This window comes from Nocardia sp. MH4 (assembly GCF_019266065.1).
In the GTDB taxonomy this organism is placed as follows: Bacteria; Actinomycetota; Actinomycetes; order Mycobacteriales; family Mycobacteriaceae; genus Nocardia; species Nocardia canadensis.
In genome coordinates, this window is the sequence record NZ_LPNR01000036.1 from 1 (window position 1) to 19,715 (window position 19,715).

A 19,715-nucleotide genomic window follows, 5' to 3' on the forward strand; every position below is an offset into this window, starting at 1 on the left:
CCGGGCCTGGTGGTGGCCAGCGCGCGGCCCAGCGCGGCGGCGGCCACCGCGACGACCAGCGCGAGCGCGACGACGGCGAACGCGCCGATCCCGTCGGCGGCGGCCAGGGCGGCGGCGGTGACGATCCCGGCGACCGCGGCGAACAACAGCACGGCGGCACCGGTGACGACGTAGCCGCCCTGTTCATGGTTGTAGGCCAGGTCGGAGCCCGTTTCGGGATCCCGGCGCCGGGGCGAGGCGAGGCCTCCGCCGAGCCAGGTGAGTGTGCCGGTCATAGGTTCTCCCCGGGTCGTGCGCTCCACTGGGCATGGCGAAACTGTCATGGATTCGTTGTGTCAGCGTGACAGGCAGCGACCCGACACACCGAGTGCCGACGACCCCCTTGTGGTCAGCCTCACAGTAGTAGGAGCCCGGCATCGGTGCGAGTCGGTGGCGCGGGCTGGATGCCCAGGCCCGCCCGGCGTGTCGACGTCGGCGATTCGTACCTACCGGTTGGTAGAGCCCCTGTTGTGGCGAACGCCACTGTTCCAGAATTAGCCAGAGGTGTGCTGTGGCACACAAACTCGATACAGACCGAACGGTTGGATCACTGCGATGCCACGTCGGGGCCGCTGTCGGAAATATCTCACCGCTTCCGTCCCGGTTAGCGGAGCGCACAGGTTTGACCTGGGCATTGTCGGGGAATTCTGCTGCGGTGCAGGTGAGTTCAGCTTTCGGCCCTGGGTCGGCAGCCGGTTCTGGCCTGCTTCGCCGCGGTGTTCGCGCAGGTCGGCGCGGGTTGTCCGGGATCGATCCGGCCCTCGCTCTGCTTTACACTGGACGACGCGCGCGACGAAGCATGCCGCCTTTACAAACCCCAGCTAGACAGGTTTCTTAGCACGACCTTAGTTGGTTGGGTCTGCGGTCTGACTTATCGTTTGCTCTTACGCCGAACGCACCCCTGTTCGGTACAACCACCTGTTTCGGGGTCCGGTGAAACCGGGCCAAGAGTAGCGGGTGAACCCCCGCGCGGAGGTAAGGGATGTGTAAGCGTTCCGTTACCTCTGAGCACCCACTACGTCAACGAAGCGGGTGGACAACTGGAGACGTGACTGCACGCCGCAAACCATCATCGCCGCTGGTTTCGGATCGTACGGACGCAGTCTTGACGGAGGCGAAACGACGAAGGGCCCAACTCAGCTCGCTGAGCGGCCGATCTCATCGACAGCCGACTTTCTTGAAGGCAGAGGCATGACGCAACTTCCTGGCCACAGGTCACCCGGTGCCACCGGGCTCTACGATCCGGCATTCGAGCACGACGCCTGCGGCGTCGCGTTCGTCGCCGACATGCACGGACGACGCAGCCGAGACATCGTCGACAAGGCCATCACGGCCCTGCTGAACCTGGAGCACCGCGGTGCCGCGGGCGCCGAGCCGAACTCCGGCGACGGCGCGGGCATCCTGATCCAGCTCCCGGACAAGTTCTTCCGCGCGATCGTCGACTTCGAGTTGCCTCCGGTCGGCTCCTACGCGACCGGCATCGCCTTCCTGCCCCAGGCCCGTCGTGAGGCCGCGCGTGCCGCCTACGGCGTGGACAAGATCGTCACCGAAGAGGGCCTGGCCGTGCTCGGCTGGCGCGAAGTGCCGATCGACGAGTCCTCGCTGGGCGCCCTGGCCCGCGACGCCATGCCGACCTTCCGGCAGATCTTCATCGGCTCGCCCAAGAACTCCGCCGAGCAGCTCTCCGGCATGGACCTGGAGCGTCGCGCCTACGTCATCCGCAAGCGGATCGAGCACGAGCTCGGCAAGGCAGGCCCCGGTGAGGGCACCGTCGGCAAGGAATCGGTGTACTTCCCGAGCCTGTCCGGCGAGACCTTCATCTACAAGGGCATGTTCACCACGCCGCAGCTGCGCGCGTTCTACCTGGACCTGCAGGACGAGCGCGTCGAGTCGGCCATCGGCATCGTGCACTCGCGCTTCTCCACCAACACCTTCCCCTCGTGGCCGCTGGCGCACCCGTTCCGCCGGGTCGCCCACAACGGTGAGATCAACACCGTCACCGGTAACGAGAACTGGATGCGCGCCCGTGAGGCGCTGCTGCGTTCGGACGTCTTCGGCAAGGACGAGGCGGGCAAGAACCGGCTGCAGAAGATCTTCCCCGTCTGTACGCCGGGTGCGAGTGACACCGCGCGCTTCGACGAGGTGCTGGAGCTGCTGCACCTCGGCGGCCGCGACTTGCACCACGCGATCCTGATGATGATTCCCGAGGCCTGGGAACGCAACGAGAACATGGACCCGCAGCGGCGGGCGTTCTACGAGTACCACTCCATGCTGATGGAGCCCTGGGACGGCCCCGCCGCCGTCTGCTTCTCCGACGGCAAGAAGATCGGCGCCGTGCTCGACCGCAACGGCCTGCGCCCCGGTCGCATCTGGGTGACCGAGGACGGCCTGGTCGTGCTCGCCTCCGAGGTCGGCGTCCTCGACATCGACCCCTCCACCGTGGTCCAGAAGATCCGCCTGCAGCCGGGCAAGATGTTCCTGGTCGACACCGAGGCGGGCCGCATCGTCACCGATGACGAGCTCAAGTCCGAGCTGGCCGCCGCGCAGCCGTACCAGGAGTGGCTCGACGCCGGCGTGAGCCGCCTGGCCGACCTGCCCGACCGTCCGCACGTGCACATGTCGCACGACCGCGTGCTGATCCGTCAGCAGATCTTCGGTTACACCACCGAGGACCTGAACCTGCTGATCACCCCGATGGCCAAGACCGGCGGCGAAGCGCTGGGCTCGATGGGTACCGACACCCCGATCGCGGTGCTGTCGAACCGGTCGCGTCTGCTGTTCGACTACTTCTCCCAGCTGTTCGCGCAGGTCACCAACCCGCCGCTGGACGCCATCCGCGAGAAGGTCGTCACCAGCCTCAAGCGCAACATCGGCCCCGAGGCCGACCTGCTGCACCCCGGCCCCGAGTCGTGCCAGCAGATCGCGCTCGAGCAGCCGATCCTGGACAACGACGAGCTGGCCAAGCTGGTCCACATCAACGACGACGGCAGCCACCCCGGCCTGCGCTCGGTGGTCGTGCGCGGTCTGTACCCGGTCGCCGAGGGCGGCGAGGGCATGCGCAAGGCCCTGGCCGCGATCAACACCCAGGTGTCGGCGGCCATCGACGGCGGCGCGCGGATCATCGTGCTGTCCGATCGCGAGTCCAACGAGAAGCTGGCGCCGATCCCGTCGCTGCTGCTCACCTCCTCGGTGCACCACCACCTGGTGCGCGAGCGCACCCGCACCATGGTCGGCCTGGTCGTCGAGGCCGGTGACGCCCGCGAGGTGCACCACATGGCGATGCTGGTCGGTTTCGGCGCCGCCGCGATCAACCCGTACATGGCCTTCGAGACCATCGAGGACATGCTCGAGCGCGGCTCGCTGCAGATCCCCGGCTCGACCGGTGACCTGGCCGCCGACTTCCGCAAGGCCGTCGCGAACTACTGCACCGCGGCCAGCAACGGCGTGCTCAAGGTGATGTCGAAGATGGGCATCTCCACCCTCGCCTCCTACAACGGCGCCCAGCTGTACCAGGTCATCGGCCTGGCGCAGGATCTGGTCGACGAGTACTTCACCGGCCTGCGCTCGCCGCTGGGCGGCATCGGCCTGGACGAGATCGCCGAAGAGGTGGCCATCCGCCACCGCACCGCGTTCCTGGAGAACCGCAACGAGCGCGCGCACCGCGAGCTCGAGGTCGGCGGCGAGTACCAGTGGCGTCGTGAGGGCGAGTACCACCTGTTCAACCCGGACACGGTGTTCAAGCTGCAGCACGCGACCCGCACCGGTCAGTACTCGATCTTCAAGGAGTACACCAAGCTGGTCGACGACCAGTCCGAGCGGCTGGCCGCGCTGCGTGGCCTGTTCAAGTTCAAGACCGGTCAGCGCGAGTCCATCTCGATCGACGAGGTCGAGCCGGCCGCCGAGATCGTCAAGCGGTTCTCGACCGGCGCGATGAGCTACGGCTCCATCTCGGCCGAGTCGCACGAGACCCTGGCGATCGCGATGAACCGCCTCGGCGCGCGCTCGAACTCCGGTGAGGGCGGCGAGAGCCCGGCCCGCTTCGAGGTCGAGGAGAACGGTGACTGGCGTCGTTCGGCGATCAAGCAGGTCGCCTCGGGTCGCTTCGGTGTCACCGCGCACTACCTGACCAACGCCACCGACATCCAGATCAAGATGGCCCAGGGCGCCAAGCCGGGCGAGGGCGGCCAGCTGCCCGCGCACAAGGTGTACCCGTGGGTCGCCGAGGTGCGGCACTCCACGCCGGGCGTCGGCCTGATCTCCCCGCCGCCGCACCACGACATCTACTCGATCGAGGACCTGGCGCAGCTGATCCACGATCTGAAGAACGCGAACCCGCAGGCGCGGATTCACGTGAAACTCGTCGCGGAGCCGGGTGTCGGCACCGTCGCCACCGGTGTGTCCAAGGCGCACGCCGACGTCGTGCTCATCTCGGGCCACGACGGCGGCACCGGCGCCTCGCCGCTGACCTCGCTCAAGCACGCGGGTGGCCCCTGGGAGCTCGGCCTGGCCGAGACCCAGCAGACCCTGCTGCTCAACGGCCTGCGCGACCGCATCGTGGTCCAGGTCGACGGTCAGATGAAGACCGGTCGCGACGTGATGATCGCCGCCCTGCTCGGCGCCGAGGAGTTCGGTTTCGCGACCGCTCCGCTGGTCGTCTCGGGCTGCATCATGATGCGCGTGTGCCACCTCGACACCTGCCCGGTCGGCATCGCGACCCAGAACCCGGTGCTGCGCGAGCGCTTCTCCGGCAAGCCGGAGTTCGTCGAGAACTTCATGCTGTTCATCGCCGAGGAGGTGCGTGAGCTGCTCGCCGAGCTGGGCTTCCGCACGCTCGACGAGGCCATCGGCCGCGTCGACCTGCTCGACACCAGCAAGGCCAAGGCGCACTTCAAGGCCGCCAAGCTGGACCTGTCGCCGATCCTGGACATGCCGGAGACGGCGTTCATGAACCAGGACACCCGGTGCACCGGCACCCAGGACCACGGTCTGGACAAGGCGCTGGACAACGAGCTGATCGCGCAGAGCGCCGACGCGCTCGAGCGTGGCCAGGCGGTCAAGATCGAAACCAAGATCACCAACGTGAACCGCACGGTCGGCACCATGCTCGGCCACGAGGTGACCAAGCTCTACGGTGGCGCGGGCCTGCCCGACAACACCATCGACATCACCTTCAACGGTTCGGCGGGCAACAGCTTCGGCGCGTTCGTCCCGGCCGGCATCACGCTGCGCGTGCAGGGTGACGCCAACGACTACGTCGGCAAGGGTCTGTCCGGCGGCCACATCGTGGTCCGCCCGGCGCTCACCGCGCCGGAGGGCTTCGTCGCCGAGGACAACATCATCGCGGGCAACGTGATCATGTTCGGCGCGACCAGCGGCCGGATCCTGATCAACGGTGTGGCGGGCGAGCGGTTCGCCGTCCGTAACTCCGGCGCCACCGCGGTCGTCGAGGGTGTGGGCGACCACGCGCTCGAGTACATGACCGGTGGCCGCGTGGTGATCCTCGGTGGCACCGGCCGCAACCTCGGCGCCGGTATGTCCGGTGGTGTCGCCTTCGTCTACGACCCGGAGGGCACGCTCGCATCGCGCGTCAGCCCGGATCAGGCCGAGGCGATCGAGCAGCTCTCCGGTGACGACTTCACCTGGCTGCGCGACATCATCACCACCCACCGCGACGAAACGGGTTCGGCTGTCGCCGAACGCATCCTGAGCGACTGGTCCCAGCAGGTGAACCACTTCGTGAAGGTCATGCCCCGCGAATACAAGAAGGTTTTGCTCGCCATCTCCGAAGCTGAGAAGAGCGGCAAGGACGTGGACGAAGCGATCATGGAGGCGGCTCGTGGCTGACCCACAGGGATTTTTGAAGCACACCTCACGGGAACTGCCCACCCGCCGACCGGTCGAGCTGCGACTGCTCGACTGGAAAGAGGTCTACGAGGACAAGTTCTCGCACGACACCCTGCAGAAGCAGGCCAGCCGCTGCATGGACTGCGGTATCCCCTTCTGTCACAACGGCTGTCCGCTGGGGAACCTGATCCCCGAGTGGAACGACCTGGTGTACAAGGGTGCCTGGCGCGAGGGCATCGACCGCCTGCACGCCACCAACAACTTCCCGGAGTTCACCGGCCGCCTGTGCCCGGCTCCGTGTGAGGCGTCGTGCGTGCTCGGCATCAACCAGCAGCCGGTCACCATCAAGCAGGTCGAGGTCGAGCTCATCGAGAACGCCTTCGACGAGGGCTGGGTCACCCCGGTGTACCCGACCCGCCTGACCGGCAAGAAGGTCGCCGTCGTCGGTTCGGGCCCGGCCGGTTTGGCCGCCGCCCAGCAGCTGACCCGGGCGGGCCACACCGTGACCGTGTTCGAGCGCGACGACCGCATCGGCGGTCTGATGCGCTACGGCATCCCGGAATTCAAGATGGAGAAGTCGGTCATCGACCGTCGCCTCGCGCAGATGGAGGCCGAAGGCACCATCTTCAAGCCGGGCGTCAACGTCGGTGTCGACATCACCGCCGAGGAGCTGCGGGAGCGTTTCGACGCGATCGTGCTCGCCGGTGGCGCCACCATCGCGCGTGACCTGCCGATCCCGGGCCGCGAGCTCGACGGCATCCACCAGGCGATGGAGTTCCTGCCGCTGGCCAACCGCGTCCAGCTCGGCGACGACATCACCGACGAGAACGGCCTGCCGCCCATCCACGCGAAGGGCAAGAAGGTCGTCATCATCGGTGGTGGCGACACCGGCGCCGACTGCCTGGGCACTTCGCACCGCCACGGTGCCGAATCGGTCCACCAGTTCGAGATCATGCCCCGTCCGCCGGAGGAGCGCGCCGGTTCCACCCCGTGGCCGACCTACCCGCTCATGTACCGGGTGTCCTCGGCGCACGAGGAGGGCGGCGAGCGCGTGTTCTCCGTCAACACCGAGCGTTTCGTCGGCAAGGACGGCAAGGTCACCGGTCTCGAGGCGCACGAGGTCAAGATGGCCAACGGCCGGTTCGAGAAGGTCGAAGGCACCGACTTCACCCTCGAAGCCGACCTGGTGCTGCTGGCCATGGGCTTCGTCGGCCCGCAGAAGCCGGGCCTGCTGACCGACCTCGGCGTCGGTTACGACGGCCGTGGCAACGTGCAACGGGACAAGAACTGGGCCACCAACATCCCCGGCGTCTTCGTCGCCGGCGATATGGGCCGTGGCCAGTCGCTCATCGTGTGGGCGATCGCGGAGGGCCGCGCCGCGGCGTCCGCGGTGGACAAGTTCCTGGAAGGCGAGACCGCGCTGCCCGCGCCGATCCCGCCGACCGCCGTCGCCCAGCGCTGATCAGCTACTTCGGAGCGCCCGTGGACAGATGTCCACGGGCGCTCTGTCGTTGTGCCGCAGGATATTTCGGTATCCGGGCAGCTCTGGTAGCGTCTTCCGGTTCTGCACCGGCCCGGGGCGGGGCCGTCGAAAGGACGTGCGTAGGGGTCTGAACACGGCACGCGCACAGTGTTTTCGGTGCCGAAGCAAACGACGTGGCTGATCTCCGTTGTAGCACATAGACTTTCCGTTATCGATGTGTAACCGGTGATGACCCGAGGGGGAGAAGTGCCGTTACCGCCGGGAACGATGGCGAGTCTGCATCGCGCCGCCGAGCGCGGAGATGGCACCGCCATGCACAATCTCGCCAACATCTACTACGACCACAGCGATTTCGACGCCGCCGAGCACTGGTTCCGCCGGGCGGCGGCCGCCGGGCACACCCGCGCGATGAACAATCTGGCCGTTCTGCTGGACAAGCTCGGCGAGTTCGACGAAGCCGAGTCGTGGTACCGCAGGGCCGCCGCCGCGGGCAACGTCAACGCCATGTACAACCTGGCGACTCTGCTCTACCAGTGCGGTGACCGGCGCGGCGCCGAAACCTGGTACCACCATGCCGCTTTCGCGGGCAATGTCGACGCGATGTACAACCTCGCCCGCCTGTGCGAAGACCAGGACCGCCTCGACGACGCCGAGGCCTGGTATCGCGACGCCGCCGACAACGGCGATATCGACGCCGTCAACAACCTCGGCATGCTGCTGCGGCATCGCGGTGCACTCACCGAGGCGCGCCGCTGCTTCCGCCGGGCCGCCGATCTCGGCCACCCGCGCGCCATGGCCAACCTCGCCGCGCTGCTGGAGTCGCAGGGCGCGCACCGCGAGGCCGAGTCCTGGTACCGCCGCGCGGCCGGCTGAGCGAACTCTGCTGACGAACCGACCGGTTCGTGGATTCGTCGCGTTCTGTTCGTGATGTTCGCGAGATGGTCGCCGATCCATTTAGGGTGGTTGAGCACCGGGTTTATCGGCCGGGCAGCGAACCGGCGCGAAGTTACCCAAAAGTATTGATACCGAGCGGTTTTCCAGCAAACCTCAGCAAACATTATGGGGCGCAGCAATTTTCCGGCGTTCGGCGTGCGGGAATTTGCCGGGAGGTATAGCGTCACGTTCCGATAACCTCTCGAAGACAGGCCGGGGCGTGTGAATTCTCTCGACGGCTGCCTGAAACGCATCATGGATATTCCCGGTGCGTGCAGCGTGACACTGGTGGATGGGGCCAGCGGTTTGGCGATCGCCGCCGCTGGAGTGCACGACGTCGTCGACGAACACGAGGATGCGGCGGGCACCACGGATGTGGTGCGGGCCGCGCTCGGGTGTTCGGCGCTGGCGACCGGACGCGCGGACGACGACATCACCGAGATCGTGGTCTGCCGCACCGGTGGCTTCCACCTGTTGCACCTGGTCGAGGGTGATTTCGACGGCAGGCTGTTCGTCCATGTCGTCTTCGACGGCGACACCGGCAATCTCGGCATGGCCCGGTATCAGCTCCGTGCCGCGCTCGAGGAACTGACGGGCGGCGATCGATGAGCTTGGCCCTCGCCGAGGAATTGCACCGGCTCGAGGAACAGGGATCGACCGGGGTACTGCGGGCCGGGGACGGCGAATTCCATCTGGCGCGCGGCGCGATCGCCTCGGCGGGCTGCCGGCGCACCATCGGCCTGGACCGGCTGGTGGTCGAGGCGGGTGTGGCCACGGCCGAGGACTGGCGCCGGGCCGGCGCGGGCGATCCCGGTCCGTTATTGCACCGGCCACGACTGGAAACCCTGGCGTTGCTGTCGGTATTCGACGCCGCCTATTTTCTGCTCGCCTCGGCCGCCGAGCCGGAATTCCTGCCCGCGCCCGAACATTGGCTCGCCCCTGTCTGCCGGGTGGCGCCGCATACGCTGCTGCACGAATGCGCCCGGCGCAGTGATTCGGAGTGGGGTCCCTGGCCCGCCGACCTCGTCGCCGCGGTGCCGGTGGTCCCCGCGCGCCGGGTGCGCCGCCATCGGGTGGTGCTCACCGGCGGCCAGGCCGAGGTGCTGGCCGCCGCCGACGAGCGGCGCAGCATCGCCGAGATCGCCCGCGACCTGGGCCGCACCACCTACGGCTGCCTGGTCGCCGTGCGCGACCTCACCACCGCGGGGCTGATCCAGGAACCCGACCCGGCGGCGGCGGAACCGGTCGTGGCGCCCGCCGTGGCCGACGCGCCCCAGTCGCCACCGGCCGTGCGGCACCTCACGCTGGCGCCCGCACCTGTGGAAGACACTGGGCGCCACCGGCATTCGGCACCGGAGGTGCCTTCCACAGGCGTGCCCGCGCTGCCGAGGCGGGTCCCGCCCGCGCTCGGCGGCGGGGGAACGGCTCGTCCGCCCCGCCCGGTGTACGCGGGGACGGGCGAGCGAACCGGTCGGCACGCGGTCGACGAGGAAGCGACCGCACCCGCCCGGCATCGCGGACACCGCACCGGCGCGGCACCGTACGAACCCGAGCGCTGGCGACAGGTCGACCGCGATGTACTCATCCGGCTCAGGGCGGCGTTGGAGGAGCTTGCGTGACCGTGCGGAAGAAGCTGCTCGGTGAATGGAGGGGAAGGACGAAGGTGGCGATGCCGGTGCCCGAACGGAACACGGCCGTATTGGCCGAACTGAAGTCGTTGCGGGAGCGCGTCCCGCGCCTGACCGGTTCGGTGGTGGCCTCCAGCGACGGGCTGCTGATCGAACACGACCTACCCCCGCACATCGAACCCGCCGGCATGGCCGCGATGGCGGCCGCGCAGCTGTCGCTGTCGTATCGGCTCGCGACCACGGCGCACGGCGGCGGATTCAACGAGGTCGTCGTGCTCGGCACCGAGGGGCAGGTGGTGATCTACGCCGCCGGCTACACCTCGCTGACCGTGCTCGCCGGCCCGGAAGTGAACGTCGGCCGGCTCCACCTGGAGTCGCGACCGGTGGCGCGCGCCATCGCCGAACACCTGGCGGCGGCGCAATCCAAGGAAGAAACCGATTGAAAGGCAAGACATGTCGAACATGGACCTGGCACTGAAGGACATGATGGTGATCGAAGGCGCGATAGGCGCCGCCGTCGTCGACTACAGCAGCGGGATGGCGCTCGGAATGCTCAGCAGCACCAAGGCGCTCGATCTGCAGGTGGCCGCGGCGGGCAACACCGAGGTGGTCCGCGCGAAGATGCGCACCATCGAGCAGCTCGGCCTCAACGAGGACATCGAGGACGTGCTCATCACCCTCGGCACCCAGTACCACGTCATCCGACCGATGACCGGCCGCAAGTCCAAGGGTCTGTTCCTCTACCTCGCGCTCGATCGCGGCCGGTCCAATCTGGCCATGGCTCGGCACCGTCTCAAGGGCATCGAGGAAGATCTGGAGGTGTGAGTTCCACCCCGCGGCGGAGGAGAGTGTCGGCGACTCCGCGTGGCCGCCGACATCCCGCGCCGCCTGTGTCGAAGCCGACTGTCGGAAATCGGACATGGACGAGTCGTCGTGTGGCATCAGCGGGCTCGTCCGCCTATTGTGATTCGCGGCGAGGTCTGGGTGAGACACAGCATGGCCACTAGCCGGGTTCACCCACCTTGACAGGGACTTATCGGGGTTTGCTCTGTATCGAGCAAGGTTGAACTGGAGCGGTATGCGGTTGAAGAAGGTTGTTGCGGCGCTGGGCGCGGCCGCGGCGATGACCACCGGCGTCATGGTCGGCAGCACGAGTGCGGCGGCGGCGCCGGGCTGCCCGAGTCTCTATGTCGTCGCGATCCCGGGCACCTGGGAAACCGGCCACGACAAGGCCCCCGGCCCCGGCATGCTCTCCGGCGTCACCAACGGGCTGCCCCGCAACACCGACGTCGACTATGTCACCTACGCCGCCACCGCGTTCCCGTGGGAGGGCGACGTCTACGGTCAGTCCAAGAAGCAGGCGGTCGACGCCGCGCGCGGACTGATCACCGCCAAGCTCGCCGCGTGCGGCGACACCGACATCGCGCTGGTCGGCTACAGCCAAGGCGCCGACGCGGCGGGTGACCTCGCCGCCGAAATCGGCACCGGCGTCAGCCCGATCGCGCCGGGCAAGGTCAAGGCCGTCGGCCTGATCTCCGATCCGCGCCGCTCGCCGACCGACGTGCAGGTCGGCCCGATCGCCGCGGGCGCGGGCGCCGGTGGCGCGCGGCCCGGTGGCTTCGGCTGGATCAGCGACCGCGTGCGCACCATCTGCGCCGTCGACGACCTGTACTGCGCCACCGCCACCGACGATTTCGTCACCCGCTTCGCCGGTTTCCTCGCGCAGAGCTCGGACGCCAACCCGGCCAACATGTGGCGCTACCAGATCGAGGCGGGCGCCATCGTCAACGACCTGATGGCCCACGGCGGCGTCCCGACCCTGCAGGCACAGCTCTCCGAGGCGGCCAACCAGCAGCGGGCCAAGGACCTGGAGCGCTTCTACCGCTCCCAGGCCCACACCCTCTACGGCAGCTACCCCGTGGGTGGCGGCCAGACCGCCATCACCTGGATGCACAACTGGATCGCCCAGCAGGCTTGAGTTTTTGGAGCGCTGGCGCGCTCGAGTCGGCGGCCCCTTGGGTCCCGCCGGTCAGGCACCGTGGCTTGCTCCTTCGTCGCGTACGCCACGGCGCCTGACCGGCGGAACGGCCGCCGACGGCCGACTGCGTCGGCCTGCCCTCCCTAGGGGTCGGGCGTGCGTGGTTGGTTTGGAGCGTCGGCCTACTCTGGTCGGCGGTCCCTCGGGTGTCGTCCGTCAGGTGCCGGTGCTTGGTCGATCGCCACTTGGGCAGCGGCGTCTGACCGGCGGGACGGCCGCCGACGGCCCCTCCGGTCGGGCGGGCGCGGTTGGGGTGATCGGTCAGGGGTGTGTGCGGGAGAGGTTGCGGGGGAGCAGGTCCCAGACGTGGCCGTTTTCGTTGATGGTGGCGGCGGTGCGGGAGCCGGTGCGCGAGTAGAGGATTCGGGTCACCGAGCAGTAGTCGATCGGGAAGGTCAGCGGGCGGTCCAGGCCGAGGATGTCGGCCAGCAGGACGTTGACCACGCCGCCGTGGGCGAAGGCGACGACGGTGTCGGTGGGGGCCGCGGCGGCGACCAGGCCGTCTATCGCGGTGAGGACGCGGGCGGTGAAGGCGGGGCCGTCGATCTGCTCGGGTAGCAGGCCTGCCTTGATCCGGGCGTAGGCCTCGGCGAAATCGGTCTTGGCGTCTTCGATGGGGATGTAGGCGGGCAGGTCGCGGTCGTACTCGGCGAGGTCGTCGATGACATCGACGGGCAGTTCGCGCGCGGCCGCGGTGGGGGCCGCGGTGTCGCGGGCCCGCCGCTGCGGACTGCTGACGATCCGGGCGATCTCGTGGGCGGCGAGCGCGGCGGGGACGCGGTCGGCCTGCTGGCCGCCGATCTCGGTCAGGCCGGGGTCGGCGGCGGTGGTGTCCCCGATGACGCGTTCGGGCTGGGCGTGACGCACGAGAATGAGCTGCACGCTCACACACTCTGCCGTATCGCCCGGTTGGGCGGTCTCACGGCTCCGGGTCGATCTCCTCGCGACCGGTCACGTCGGCGGTATCGATGATGACGATCTCGCGCCCGTCTTCGAGCAATACCTTCAGGAAGCCGGGCGGATTCTCCATCACATACCCGTCGACGACGCCGTTCTTCGTCTGGATGTGCTCCCGCGAAACCCACGGCACCTGCACGGTCGCGGCCAGGATCAGGGCGGCCAGCGTGACGATCAGCGCGGAACTGCCGACGAACCAGTGCGCGAACTTCGCGCCCTCCGGATTGCGCTTGTCCGCCCGCAGCAGCCCGAACAGCACCAAACCAAGGACACCGGCGACGATGAGCACCCACCACACCCGGTAGGTCCACACCAGCGCGCCGGTGAACAGGGCGATCACGACGAGCCAGGTCAGATTGCCCGCGTTGGTCCAGCTCGGTCTGCCGAGCCGGATCTGATGGATCACCGCCTCCGGCAGCAACACCGACAGGGCGATCCCGCCGAGCAGCGGACTGGCCATCAGGGTGCCGACCACCATGGCGGCGACATCGCCGATGCCGAGCGTGCCCAGTAGCGAGAAGGCGGCGTTCCAGTCGTAATCGGTGACCGCGAACAGCCGCAGCAGCAGGAACAGGCCGGCGACACCGGTCGCGGACAGCCCATGGGCCAGCCGGCGTTCGTTCGAGGACTCGCGAGGATGCCTCGTCATCGGGCGAGGATATCGCCGCGAGTCCCTCGATCAGGTCAGGGCTGGCCGTAGGGCGGCTGACCGTACGGCGGCTGACCACCCTGGGGACCGCCGTAGGGCGGCTGGGCGGGCGGCTGACCGTTGTCCTTCTTCTTGTTCTTGAGCAGGTAGATGCCGCCGATGATGAGCACGACGACGAGCAGGCAGCAGATGCCGCCGATGATCAGGCCGGAGCTGCTCTTCTTTTTCTTCTTGGCCGCCAGCTCCAGCGCGGTGTTGACCGTGTCCGAGCTCGCCAGGGTGTCGAAGCTGCTCGTGAGCAGGTGCGGGTCGACGAGGGCGGCCGTGGTCAGCAGATCCAGATACATGTAGTCCCATCCCGAGGTGTCGTTGGCCCGGCATCCTCCCGGTGCCGGAACTCCGAGACTAGCGCCGTTGGTGTGGCTTTCGGTGCGAAAGCCTCGCGGCGTCCCGGAGCAGTTGTTGATCGCGGCGCGGCCACGATTCGTTTACACGAGTAACGGTGTACCCCGAATCAGCGCGGTTTCACCAACGGGAACGGCAGCGTTTCCCGGATGCTGCGTCCGGTGATCAGCATGACGACCCGGTCCACGCCCATGCCGAGACCGCCGGTGGGCGGCATCGCGTGTTCGAGCGCCTGCAGGAAGTCCTCGTCGAGTTCCATCGCCTCCGGATCGCCGCCCGCCGCCAGCATCGACTGCTCGGTGAGCCTGCGCCGCTGCTCGACCGGGTCGGTGAGTTCGCTGTAGGCGGTGCCCAATTCGACGCCCCAGGCGACCAGGTCCCAGCGCTCGGTGACGCCGTCGATACTGCGGTGCGAGCGGGTCAGCGGGGAGACCGAGGTGGGGAAGTCCAGGTAGAAGGTGGGGTAGGTGGTCTGGGATTCCACCAGGTGCTCGTACATCTCCAGCACCACCTGGCCCACGTCCCAGCCGTGCTGGTAGGCGATGCCCGCCTCGTCGCACAGCTCGCGCAGGCGGCTGAGTTCGGTGCGGGTGGTGATCTCGGTGCCGATGGCCTCCGAGACCGCGCCGTGCACCGTCTTCACCCGCCACTCGCCCGAGATGTCGACGGCGTCGAATCCCCCGTCGTCGTTCGGTCGCAGCGCCACCTCGGCGCCGTTGGCCGCCATCGCCGCGTCCTGGATCAGCCGACGGCACAGCTGCATCATCCGCAGGTAATCACTGTGCGCCTCATAGGCTTCCAGGATCGTGAACTCGGGATTGTGGCTGAAGTCGACGCCTTCGTTGCGGAAGGTGCGGCCGAGTTCGAAGACCTTCTCCATCCCGCCGACACACAGCCGCTTGAGGTACAGCTCGGGCGCGATGCGCAGGTACAGGTCGAGGTCGTAGGCGTTGATGTGGGTGCGGAACGGGGTCGCGTTGGCGCCGCCGTGTACCTGCTGCAGGATCGGTGTCTCGACCTCGAGGAAGCCCCAGTTGAACAGCGAGTCGCGCAGCGAATGCAGCACCGCGCTGCGCTTGGCCATCACCTCGCGGGTCTCCGGATTGATCGCCATGTCGACGTAGCGCTGCCGGACCTTGGCCTCGGAATCGGCCAGGCCGCGCCACTTGTCGGGCAGCGGGTGCAGGCACTTGCCGTTCATCCGCCAGTCCTGGGCGAGCAGCGAGAGCTCGCCGCTGCGGCTGGTGCCGAGCTGCCCGCTCACCTCGATGAGATCGCCCAGGTCGAAGAACTCGGTGAACTCGGCGCTGCGGTCGGCGCCGACCCGCTCCCGGTCGATGACGAGCTGGATCTCGTCGGTCCAGTCGCGGACCACCGCGAAGATCACCCCGCCGTAGTCGCGGATGCGCAGCAGCCTGCCCGCCACTCGCACCGTCGTGCCCTTGGGGCAGGCGCGGGCGTCGGCGATGGTGTGCGTCGGGGGATAGGCCACCGGGTAGGAGTCGACGCCGGCGGCGGTGAGCCGGTCCAGCTTGTTCATCCGGACGCGGACCTGCTCGGGCCTGCGTGGGCCCTGGTCGGCGTCCTCGCCCGCCGGCGCGTCCGGCGCGCTGCCGTCGGCGTGCAGCCCGGTGACGCTCGCCGGCACCGCCGTGTGCGTCCCGGTGTGCACGGCCGCGTCGGGTTCCTTGCCGATGCGCGGCAGGAAGCCCTCGGCCAGGCCGCTGGCCGTGGCCACCCGGGGCAACTGCCTGCGCTCCTCGTACAGGAAGAAGCGCGGCACCCAGCGCGGGTGGTACTTCACGTTCGACCGATACAGCGCCTCGAGCTGCCACCAGCGCGAGAAGAACAGCAGCACACCGCGCCACGCGCGCAGGATCGGGCCCGCCCCGATCCGGCCGCCCTCCTCGAACACCGAACGGAACACCGCGAAGTTCAGCGAGATCTTGGTGATTCCGTACTGGTCGGAGTTCAGCGCGAGCTGGGAGATCATCAGCTCCATCACGCCGTTGGGGCTCTGCGGGTCGCGGCGCATGAGTTCCAGCGAGACACCGGTGCGGCCCCACGGGACGAACGAGAGCATGGCGTGCACCCGGTCGTCGTGGTCGACCGCCTCGACCAGCAGGCAGTCGCCGTCGAGCGGGTCGCCGAGACGGCCCAGCGCCATCGAGAAGCCGCGCTCGGTCTCGGTGTCGCGCCAGGCGTCGGCGCGGGCGACGATGTCGGCGAACTCGGCGGCGGGGATGTCGCGGTGCCTGCGCACCCGCACCCCGAGACCGTTCTTGCGCAGCCGGTTCGCGGCCTGGCGGACCTGCTTCATCTCGGGCCCGGCCAGCGAGAAGGTGCGGGTGTCGAGGATCGCCTCGTCGCCGAGGCGCAGTGCCGCGAGCCCGGCATTGCGGTAGGCGGTGGCGCCGATCTCGCTGGCGCCCATCACCGCGGGCGCCCAGCCGAACCGGTCGGCCTCCTCCAGCCAGGCCCGGATGGCCTGTGGCCAGGCCTGTTTCGGTCCGATCGGATCGCCGCTGGCCAGGCTCACGCCCAGCTCGACGCGATAGGTGATGGCGGCCTTGCCGTTGGGCGCGAACACCACCGCCTTGTCCCGGCGGGTGGCGAAGTAACCCAGCGAGTCCTCGACGTCGCCCGCCGCGAGCAGCCCGCGGATGGCCGACTCGTCCAAGGCGGTCATCGCGTTGTCGGCGCGGCGCGAGCGCAGCAGCACCACCACGGCGGTGAGCAGGGCGATCGCGCCGAACAGGCCGAGCAGGAAGTTGACCCACGGACGCGGGTGCCCGTCGAAATGCTCGTTGTTCACCAGCACCGCCGCGGTCACCCGGTAGACCGCCCACAGCGGGCGCTGCACCCCCTCGGGAAGGGTGCCGGGCGCGAGTTCCACCAGCCCCCAGCCGATCAGGCAGCCCAGCGCCAGCCCGGCCACCAGCACGCCGATCGCCTTCCACAGCGCCCCCGGCCGGACCCGGGTATAGAACTCGTTGCGCGCCGCGATCAGGATCCCGATGACGACGACGTGCACGATGCAGGCCACCAGCGCGTCGATGTCGTCGTCGACGACGAAGTCCGCGATGTTGGACACCGCGTAGAGCAGCAGGTACACCACCAGCAGCCACCACGCGACGCGCTTGCGGCTCGCGATCGCCCCGGCCAGCAGGCCGACCACCACCGCCCACACCAGGCTGGTGTCGGGAGCGTCGAAGTAGTACACGTCCACGTAGTGCCGCGGCACCTGCGTCAGATAGCGCAGGGCGGGCGAGAGACTCCACAAGAACAGCAGCACCGCGAAGACGCCCAGGACGAGCCCGGTGATGTGCGGTACCTCGGCCAGCCTGCCGTGCCCACGGTGCGGAACGGTGGCGCGGCTCTGCGGTGCCTCGACGATGGGGTGTTGCTCGGCCTGCGTGGTGGTCACCGATCCAGTGTGCGTGCATCCGGGCCGGATCGGTGTGGCGGACGCTGCGGCGTGTTCGTCACGCGCGCCGGTAGTGGGGCCGGTGGCGACCGGATTTTCGCCGCAGGGTAAGTATTAGCGCATGTCGGAACCAGTCGATGTGCCGATCGATGACGAGGTCATCAAGCTCGGGCAATTCCTGAAACTGGCCAACCTGATCGATTCGGGCTCCGAGGCCAAGACGGTGATCGCCCAGGGCCTGGTCCGGGTCAACGATGAGGTGGAGCTGCGCCGCGGCAGGCAACTGCAGGTCGGCGACGTCGTCGTGCTGGCGGGCCACAAGGTGCGGGTATCGGGGAACTGACCGTTCTACCCAACCTCCCCGCACGCCCCGACCCCGAGGAGGGGCAGGCCGACGCAGTCGGCCGTCGCGGCCGTCCCGCCGGTCAGGCGCCGTTGCGCAAGCGACGCAGGAGCAAGCAACGGTGCCTGACCGGCGGGACCCAAGGGCCGCGACCTCGAGCGCGCCAGCGCTCCAACTACTCCGCGCGGACCACGACGCCGTCGTGGTCGCTGTAGAGCATCTCGCCGGGCACGAAGGTGATGCCGCCGAACTCGACGGTCACGTCCTTCTCGCCGCTGCCGGTCTGGGTGCTCTTGCGCGGGTTGGTGCCCAGCGCCTTCACGCCGATGTCGAGGGTGCGCAGGATCGCCGAGTCGCGCACGGCGCCGTTGACGATCACGCCGGCCCAGCCGTTGTCGACGCCACGGCCGGCGATGATGTCGCCCACGAGCGCGGTGTGCACGCTCGCGCCGCCGTCGACCACGAGGACCTTGCCCTCGCCCGGCTCGCCCAGGGTCTGCTTGACCAGCAGATTGTCCTGGAAGCACCGGATCGTGGTGATCCGTCCGGCGAACGCGGCCCGGCCACCGAACTGGATGAACTGGGTGTCACAACTGCGGATCTCGGGGCCGATCTCGTCGGCCAGATCGGCGGTGGCCACAACATGCGCTGATTCGGTCATGGCCTGCATTCTGTCAGGCGCCCTCGACATGCGCCTTGGCGATCTCCCTGACCAGGCTGTCTGTGGTGTGCTTCACCGCGATCTTGACGAACGGCTCGATCGTCTTGCCCAGCATCTTGCCCGCGAGACCGCCGGGCACGAAGTACTCGATGGTCGCGTCGACGGTGCACAGCGCGTCGCCCTTGGGATAGAAGTGGAATGTCGAGATGATCTCGAATCCCTTGATCGACTTGATGCCGATCACGCGGCCCTTCTCCCACTTCACGACCTCGACCCGGGACTTGAGCGACGCGGGGCCGAGCTTCATGTGGCCGTCGAAGGTCGCGCCGAGCCCGTCGGTCTGGTCGGTGACCGGGACGAAGGATTCGATGCCGTACAGGAAATGCGGCAGGTTGCGGTAGTCGTTGACGTAGTCGAACGCCGTCTCGGCGGACGCGGCACAGTCTTCGACGATCCTCACTTCGGTCATAGCGGCCACTTTAATGGTCCGCCGCGACCGATCGGGCTACGCGGTGACGGCCAGGGTCGCGGCCAGGCCGAACGCCAGGCCCATCGCGGTGACCTCGATGGCGGCGTTGCGCAGGGAGATCTCGGCGGTGACCCGGTGGTCGGCGGCCCGGCGCACCCAGCTGCGCCGCCACCACCAGCCCAGGCCGGTCAGCGCGCAGAGGACGGCGAACTTCGCCAGCAGGATCCGTCCGTAGCCGGTCGACCACAGCGGTTCGATGCCGCCGATACGGACGAGTCCGTCGATCGTCCCGGTGGCGGCCACCGCCAGCACCAGGGGTGCGGCCAGCGCCGAATAGCGTGGCAGCGTCCGCGCCCAGCCGCCGCGGGTGCGCAGCACCACCGCCATCGCCAGCAGCAGCCCGAGCCAGCACGCCGCGGCCAGCGCGTGGATCGCGGCCAGCACCGAACCGAACATCTGCTGGGACATGTGGCCGGTGATCGGGCGCAGGGCCAGCGCGACCGCGGCGAACACCAGCACCAGATCGGCCGACGCCGCGTCGGGCCTGCGGAAGGCCAGTGCCGCGTAGCAGGCGACGGCGCCGGTGCAGAACAGGATCGCGATGCCGATCTGCCCGCCGCTGAGGTTGGTGAGGAAGGTGCCGAACTCACCCGCGCCGAGCCGGGTCACGGGCACGCCGACCACCTCGGCGGCCTCGGCCACCAGCACGGCGAATTCGGCCGCGAACCAGACGCCGGCCAGCGCGGCCAGCGGCCGCCAGGCCACCCGCAGCCGGTCGTCGAGCCGGGGCAGGGCCGCCAGCCCGAGCACCACCGCGCCCGCGCCGTCGGCGAGCACCC

The 19,715-nt window shown here is 68.7% G+C and carries 16 protein-coding genes and 1 pseudogene; 9 read left to right on the forward strand and 8 right to left on the reverse strand.

Annotated features, from left to right (window positions below; all coding sequences use genetic code 11):
* Window positions 1–275, reverse strand: a pseudogene (locus ATM97_RS01535) (DUF4407 domain-containing protein); the annotation flags it as partial.
* Window positions 276–1,230: 955 nt separating this feature from the next.
* On the opposite strand from ATM97_RS01535, the gene gltB reads away from it, so the two are divergent.
* From gltB to ATM97_RS01575, 8 genes are all read left to right on the forward strand, one after another.
* A complete protein-coding gene (gltB, locus tag ATM97_RS01540) occupies window positions 1,231–5,883 on the forward strand; it encodes a glutamate synthase large subunit (protein ID WP_218716104.1) in 4,653 nt (1,550 codons plus the stop codon).
* On the forward strand, window positions 5,876–7,345 hold the full coding sequence (locus ATM97_RS01545; protein ID WP_218716105.1) for a glutamate synthase subunit beta: 1,470 nt from the start codon (window positions 5,876–5,878) through the stop codon (window positions 7,343–7,345). The genes gltB and ATM97_RS01545 overlap by 8 nt, the downstream gene beginning before the upstream one ends.
* A 288-nt stretch (window positions 7,346–7,633) precedes the next feature.
* Window positions 7,634–8,239 carry a tetratricopeptide repeat protein gene (locus ATM97_RS01550; RefSeq protein WP_218716106.1) on the forward strand — a complete coding sequence of 202 codons (606 nt, stop codon included), beginning with the start codon at window positions 7,634–7,636 and terminating at the stop codon, window positions 8,237–8,239.
* Window positions 8,240–8,587: 348 nt separating this feature from the next.
* Entirely contained in the window at window positions 8,588–8,908 is a 321-nt protein-coding gene (locus ATM97_RS01555) for a hypothetical protein (RefSeq protein WP_308248330.1), read from the forward strand.
* On the forward strand, window positions 8,905–9,918 hold the full coding sequence (locus tag ATM97_RS01560; protein ID WP_218716108.1) for a hypothetical protein: 1,014 nt from the start codon (window positions 8,905–8,907) through the stop codon (window positions 9,916–9,918). The genes ATM97_RS01555 and ATM97_RS01560 overlap by 4 nt, the downstream gene beginning before the upstream one ends.
* Window positions 9,915–10,370, forward strand: a complete 456-nt coding sequence (locus tag ATM97_RS01565) for a roadblock/LC7 domain-containing protein (protein WP_308248331.1) — start codon at window positions 9,915–9,917, stop codon at window positions 10,368–10,370. Before ATM97_RS01560 ends, ATM97_RS01565 begins: the two co-directional genes overlap by 4 nt.
* A gap of 10 nt (window positions 10,371–10,380) precedes the next feature.
* Complete coding sequence (locus ATM97_RS01570) at window positions 10,381–10,752, forward strand: hypothetical protein (protein WP_218716109.1); 372 nt, start codon at window positions 10,381–10,383, stop codon at window positions 10,750–10,752.
* 253 nt (window positions 10,753–11,005) lie between these two features.
* Window positions 11,006–11,905, forward strand: a complete 900-nt coding sequence (locus ATM97_RS01575) for a cutinase family protein (protein WP_218716117.1) — start codon at window positions 11,006–11,008, stop codon at window positions 11,903–11,905.
* Window positions 11,906–12,226: 321 nt separating this feature from the next.
* Here the strand turns inward: ATM97_RS01575 and ATM97_RS01580 are convergent, their stop codons facing one another.
* The 4 genes from ATM97_RS01580 to lysX all read right to left on the reverse strand — a co-directional run bounded on the left by ATM97_RS01580 (window position 12,227) and on the right by lysX (window position 17,403).
* Entirely contained in the window at window positions 12,227–12,847 is a 621-nt protein-coding gene (locus ATM97_RS01580) for a histidine phosphatase family protein (protein ID WP_218716118.1), read from the reverse strand.
* 37 nt (window positions 12,848–12,884) lie between these two features.
* The gene (locus ATM97_RS01585) at window positions 12,885–13,571 is read right to left on the reverse strand and encodes a hypothetical protein (protein WP_218716110.1); all 687 of its coding nucleotides are present in this window, start codon (window positions 13,569–13,571) and stop codon (window positions 12,885–12,887) included.
* 35 nt (window positions 13,572–13,606) lie between these two features.
* Entirely contained in the window at window positions 13,607–13,918 is a 312-nt protein-coding gene (locus ATM97_RS34155; protein ID WP_255586676.1) for a hypothetical protein, read from the reverse strand.
* A gap of 167 nt (window positions 13,919–14,085) precedes the next feature.
* Complete coding sequence (lysX, locus tag ATM97_RS01595; RefSeq protein WP_218716111.1) at window positions 14,086–17,403, reverse strand: bifunctional lysylphosphatidylglycerol synthetase/lysine--tRNA ligase LysX; 3,318 nt, start codon at window positions 17,401–17,403, stop codon at window positions 14,086–14,088.
* Window positions 17,404–17,524: 121 nt separating this feature from the next.
* Here lysX and ATM97_RS01600 point away from each other — a divergent pair, with 121 nt between their 5' ends.
* Window positions 17,525–17,746 (forward strand): RNA-binding S4 domain-containing protein, encoded by a 222-nt coding sequence (locus ATM97_RS01600; protein ID WP_218716112.1) that lies wholly within the window; start codon window positions 17,525–17,527, stop codon window positions 17,744–17,746.
* 175 nt (window positions 17,747–17,921) lie between these two features.
* Here ATM97_RS01600 and rraA read toward each other — a convergent pair whose 3' ends face one another.
* From rraA to ATM97_RS01615, 3 genes are all read right to left on the reverse strand, one after another.
* Window positions 17,922–18,407, reverse strand: coding sequence for a ribonuclease E activity regulator RraA (gene rraA, locus ATM97_RS01605; protein ID WP_218716113.1), 486 nt, complete (start codon window positions 18,405–18,407; stop codon window positions 17,922–17,924).
* 13 nt (window positions 18,408–18,420) lie between these two features.
* Window positions 18,421–18,876, reverse strand: coding sequence for an SRPBCC family protein (locus tag ATM97_RS01610; RefSeq protein WP_218716114.1), 456 nt, complete (start codon window positions 18,874–18,876; stop codon window positions 18,421–18,423).
* A gap of 36 nt (window positions 18,877–18,912) precedes the next feature.
* The coding region (locus tag ATM97_RS01615; RefSeq protein ID WP_218716115.1) for a CopD family protein at window positions 18,913–19,715 on the reverse strand (803 nt) is incomplete at its 5' end.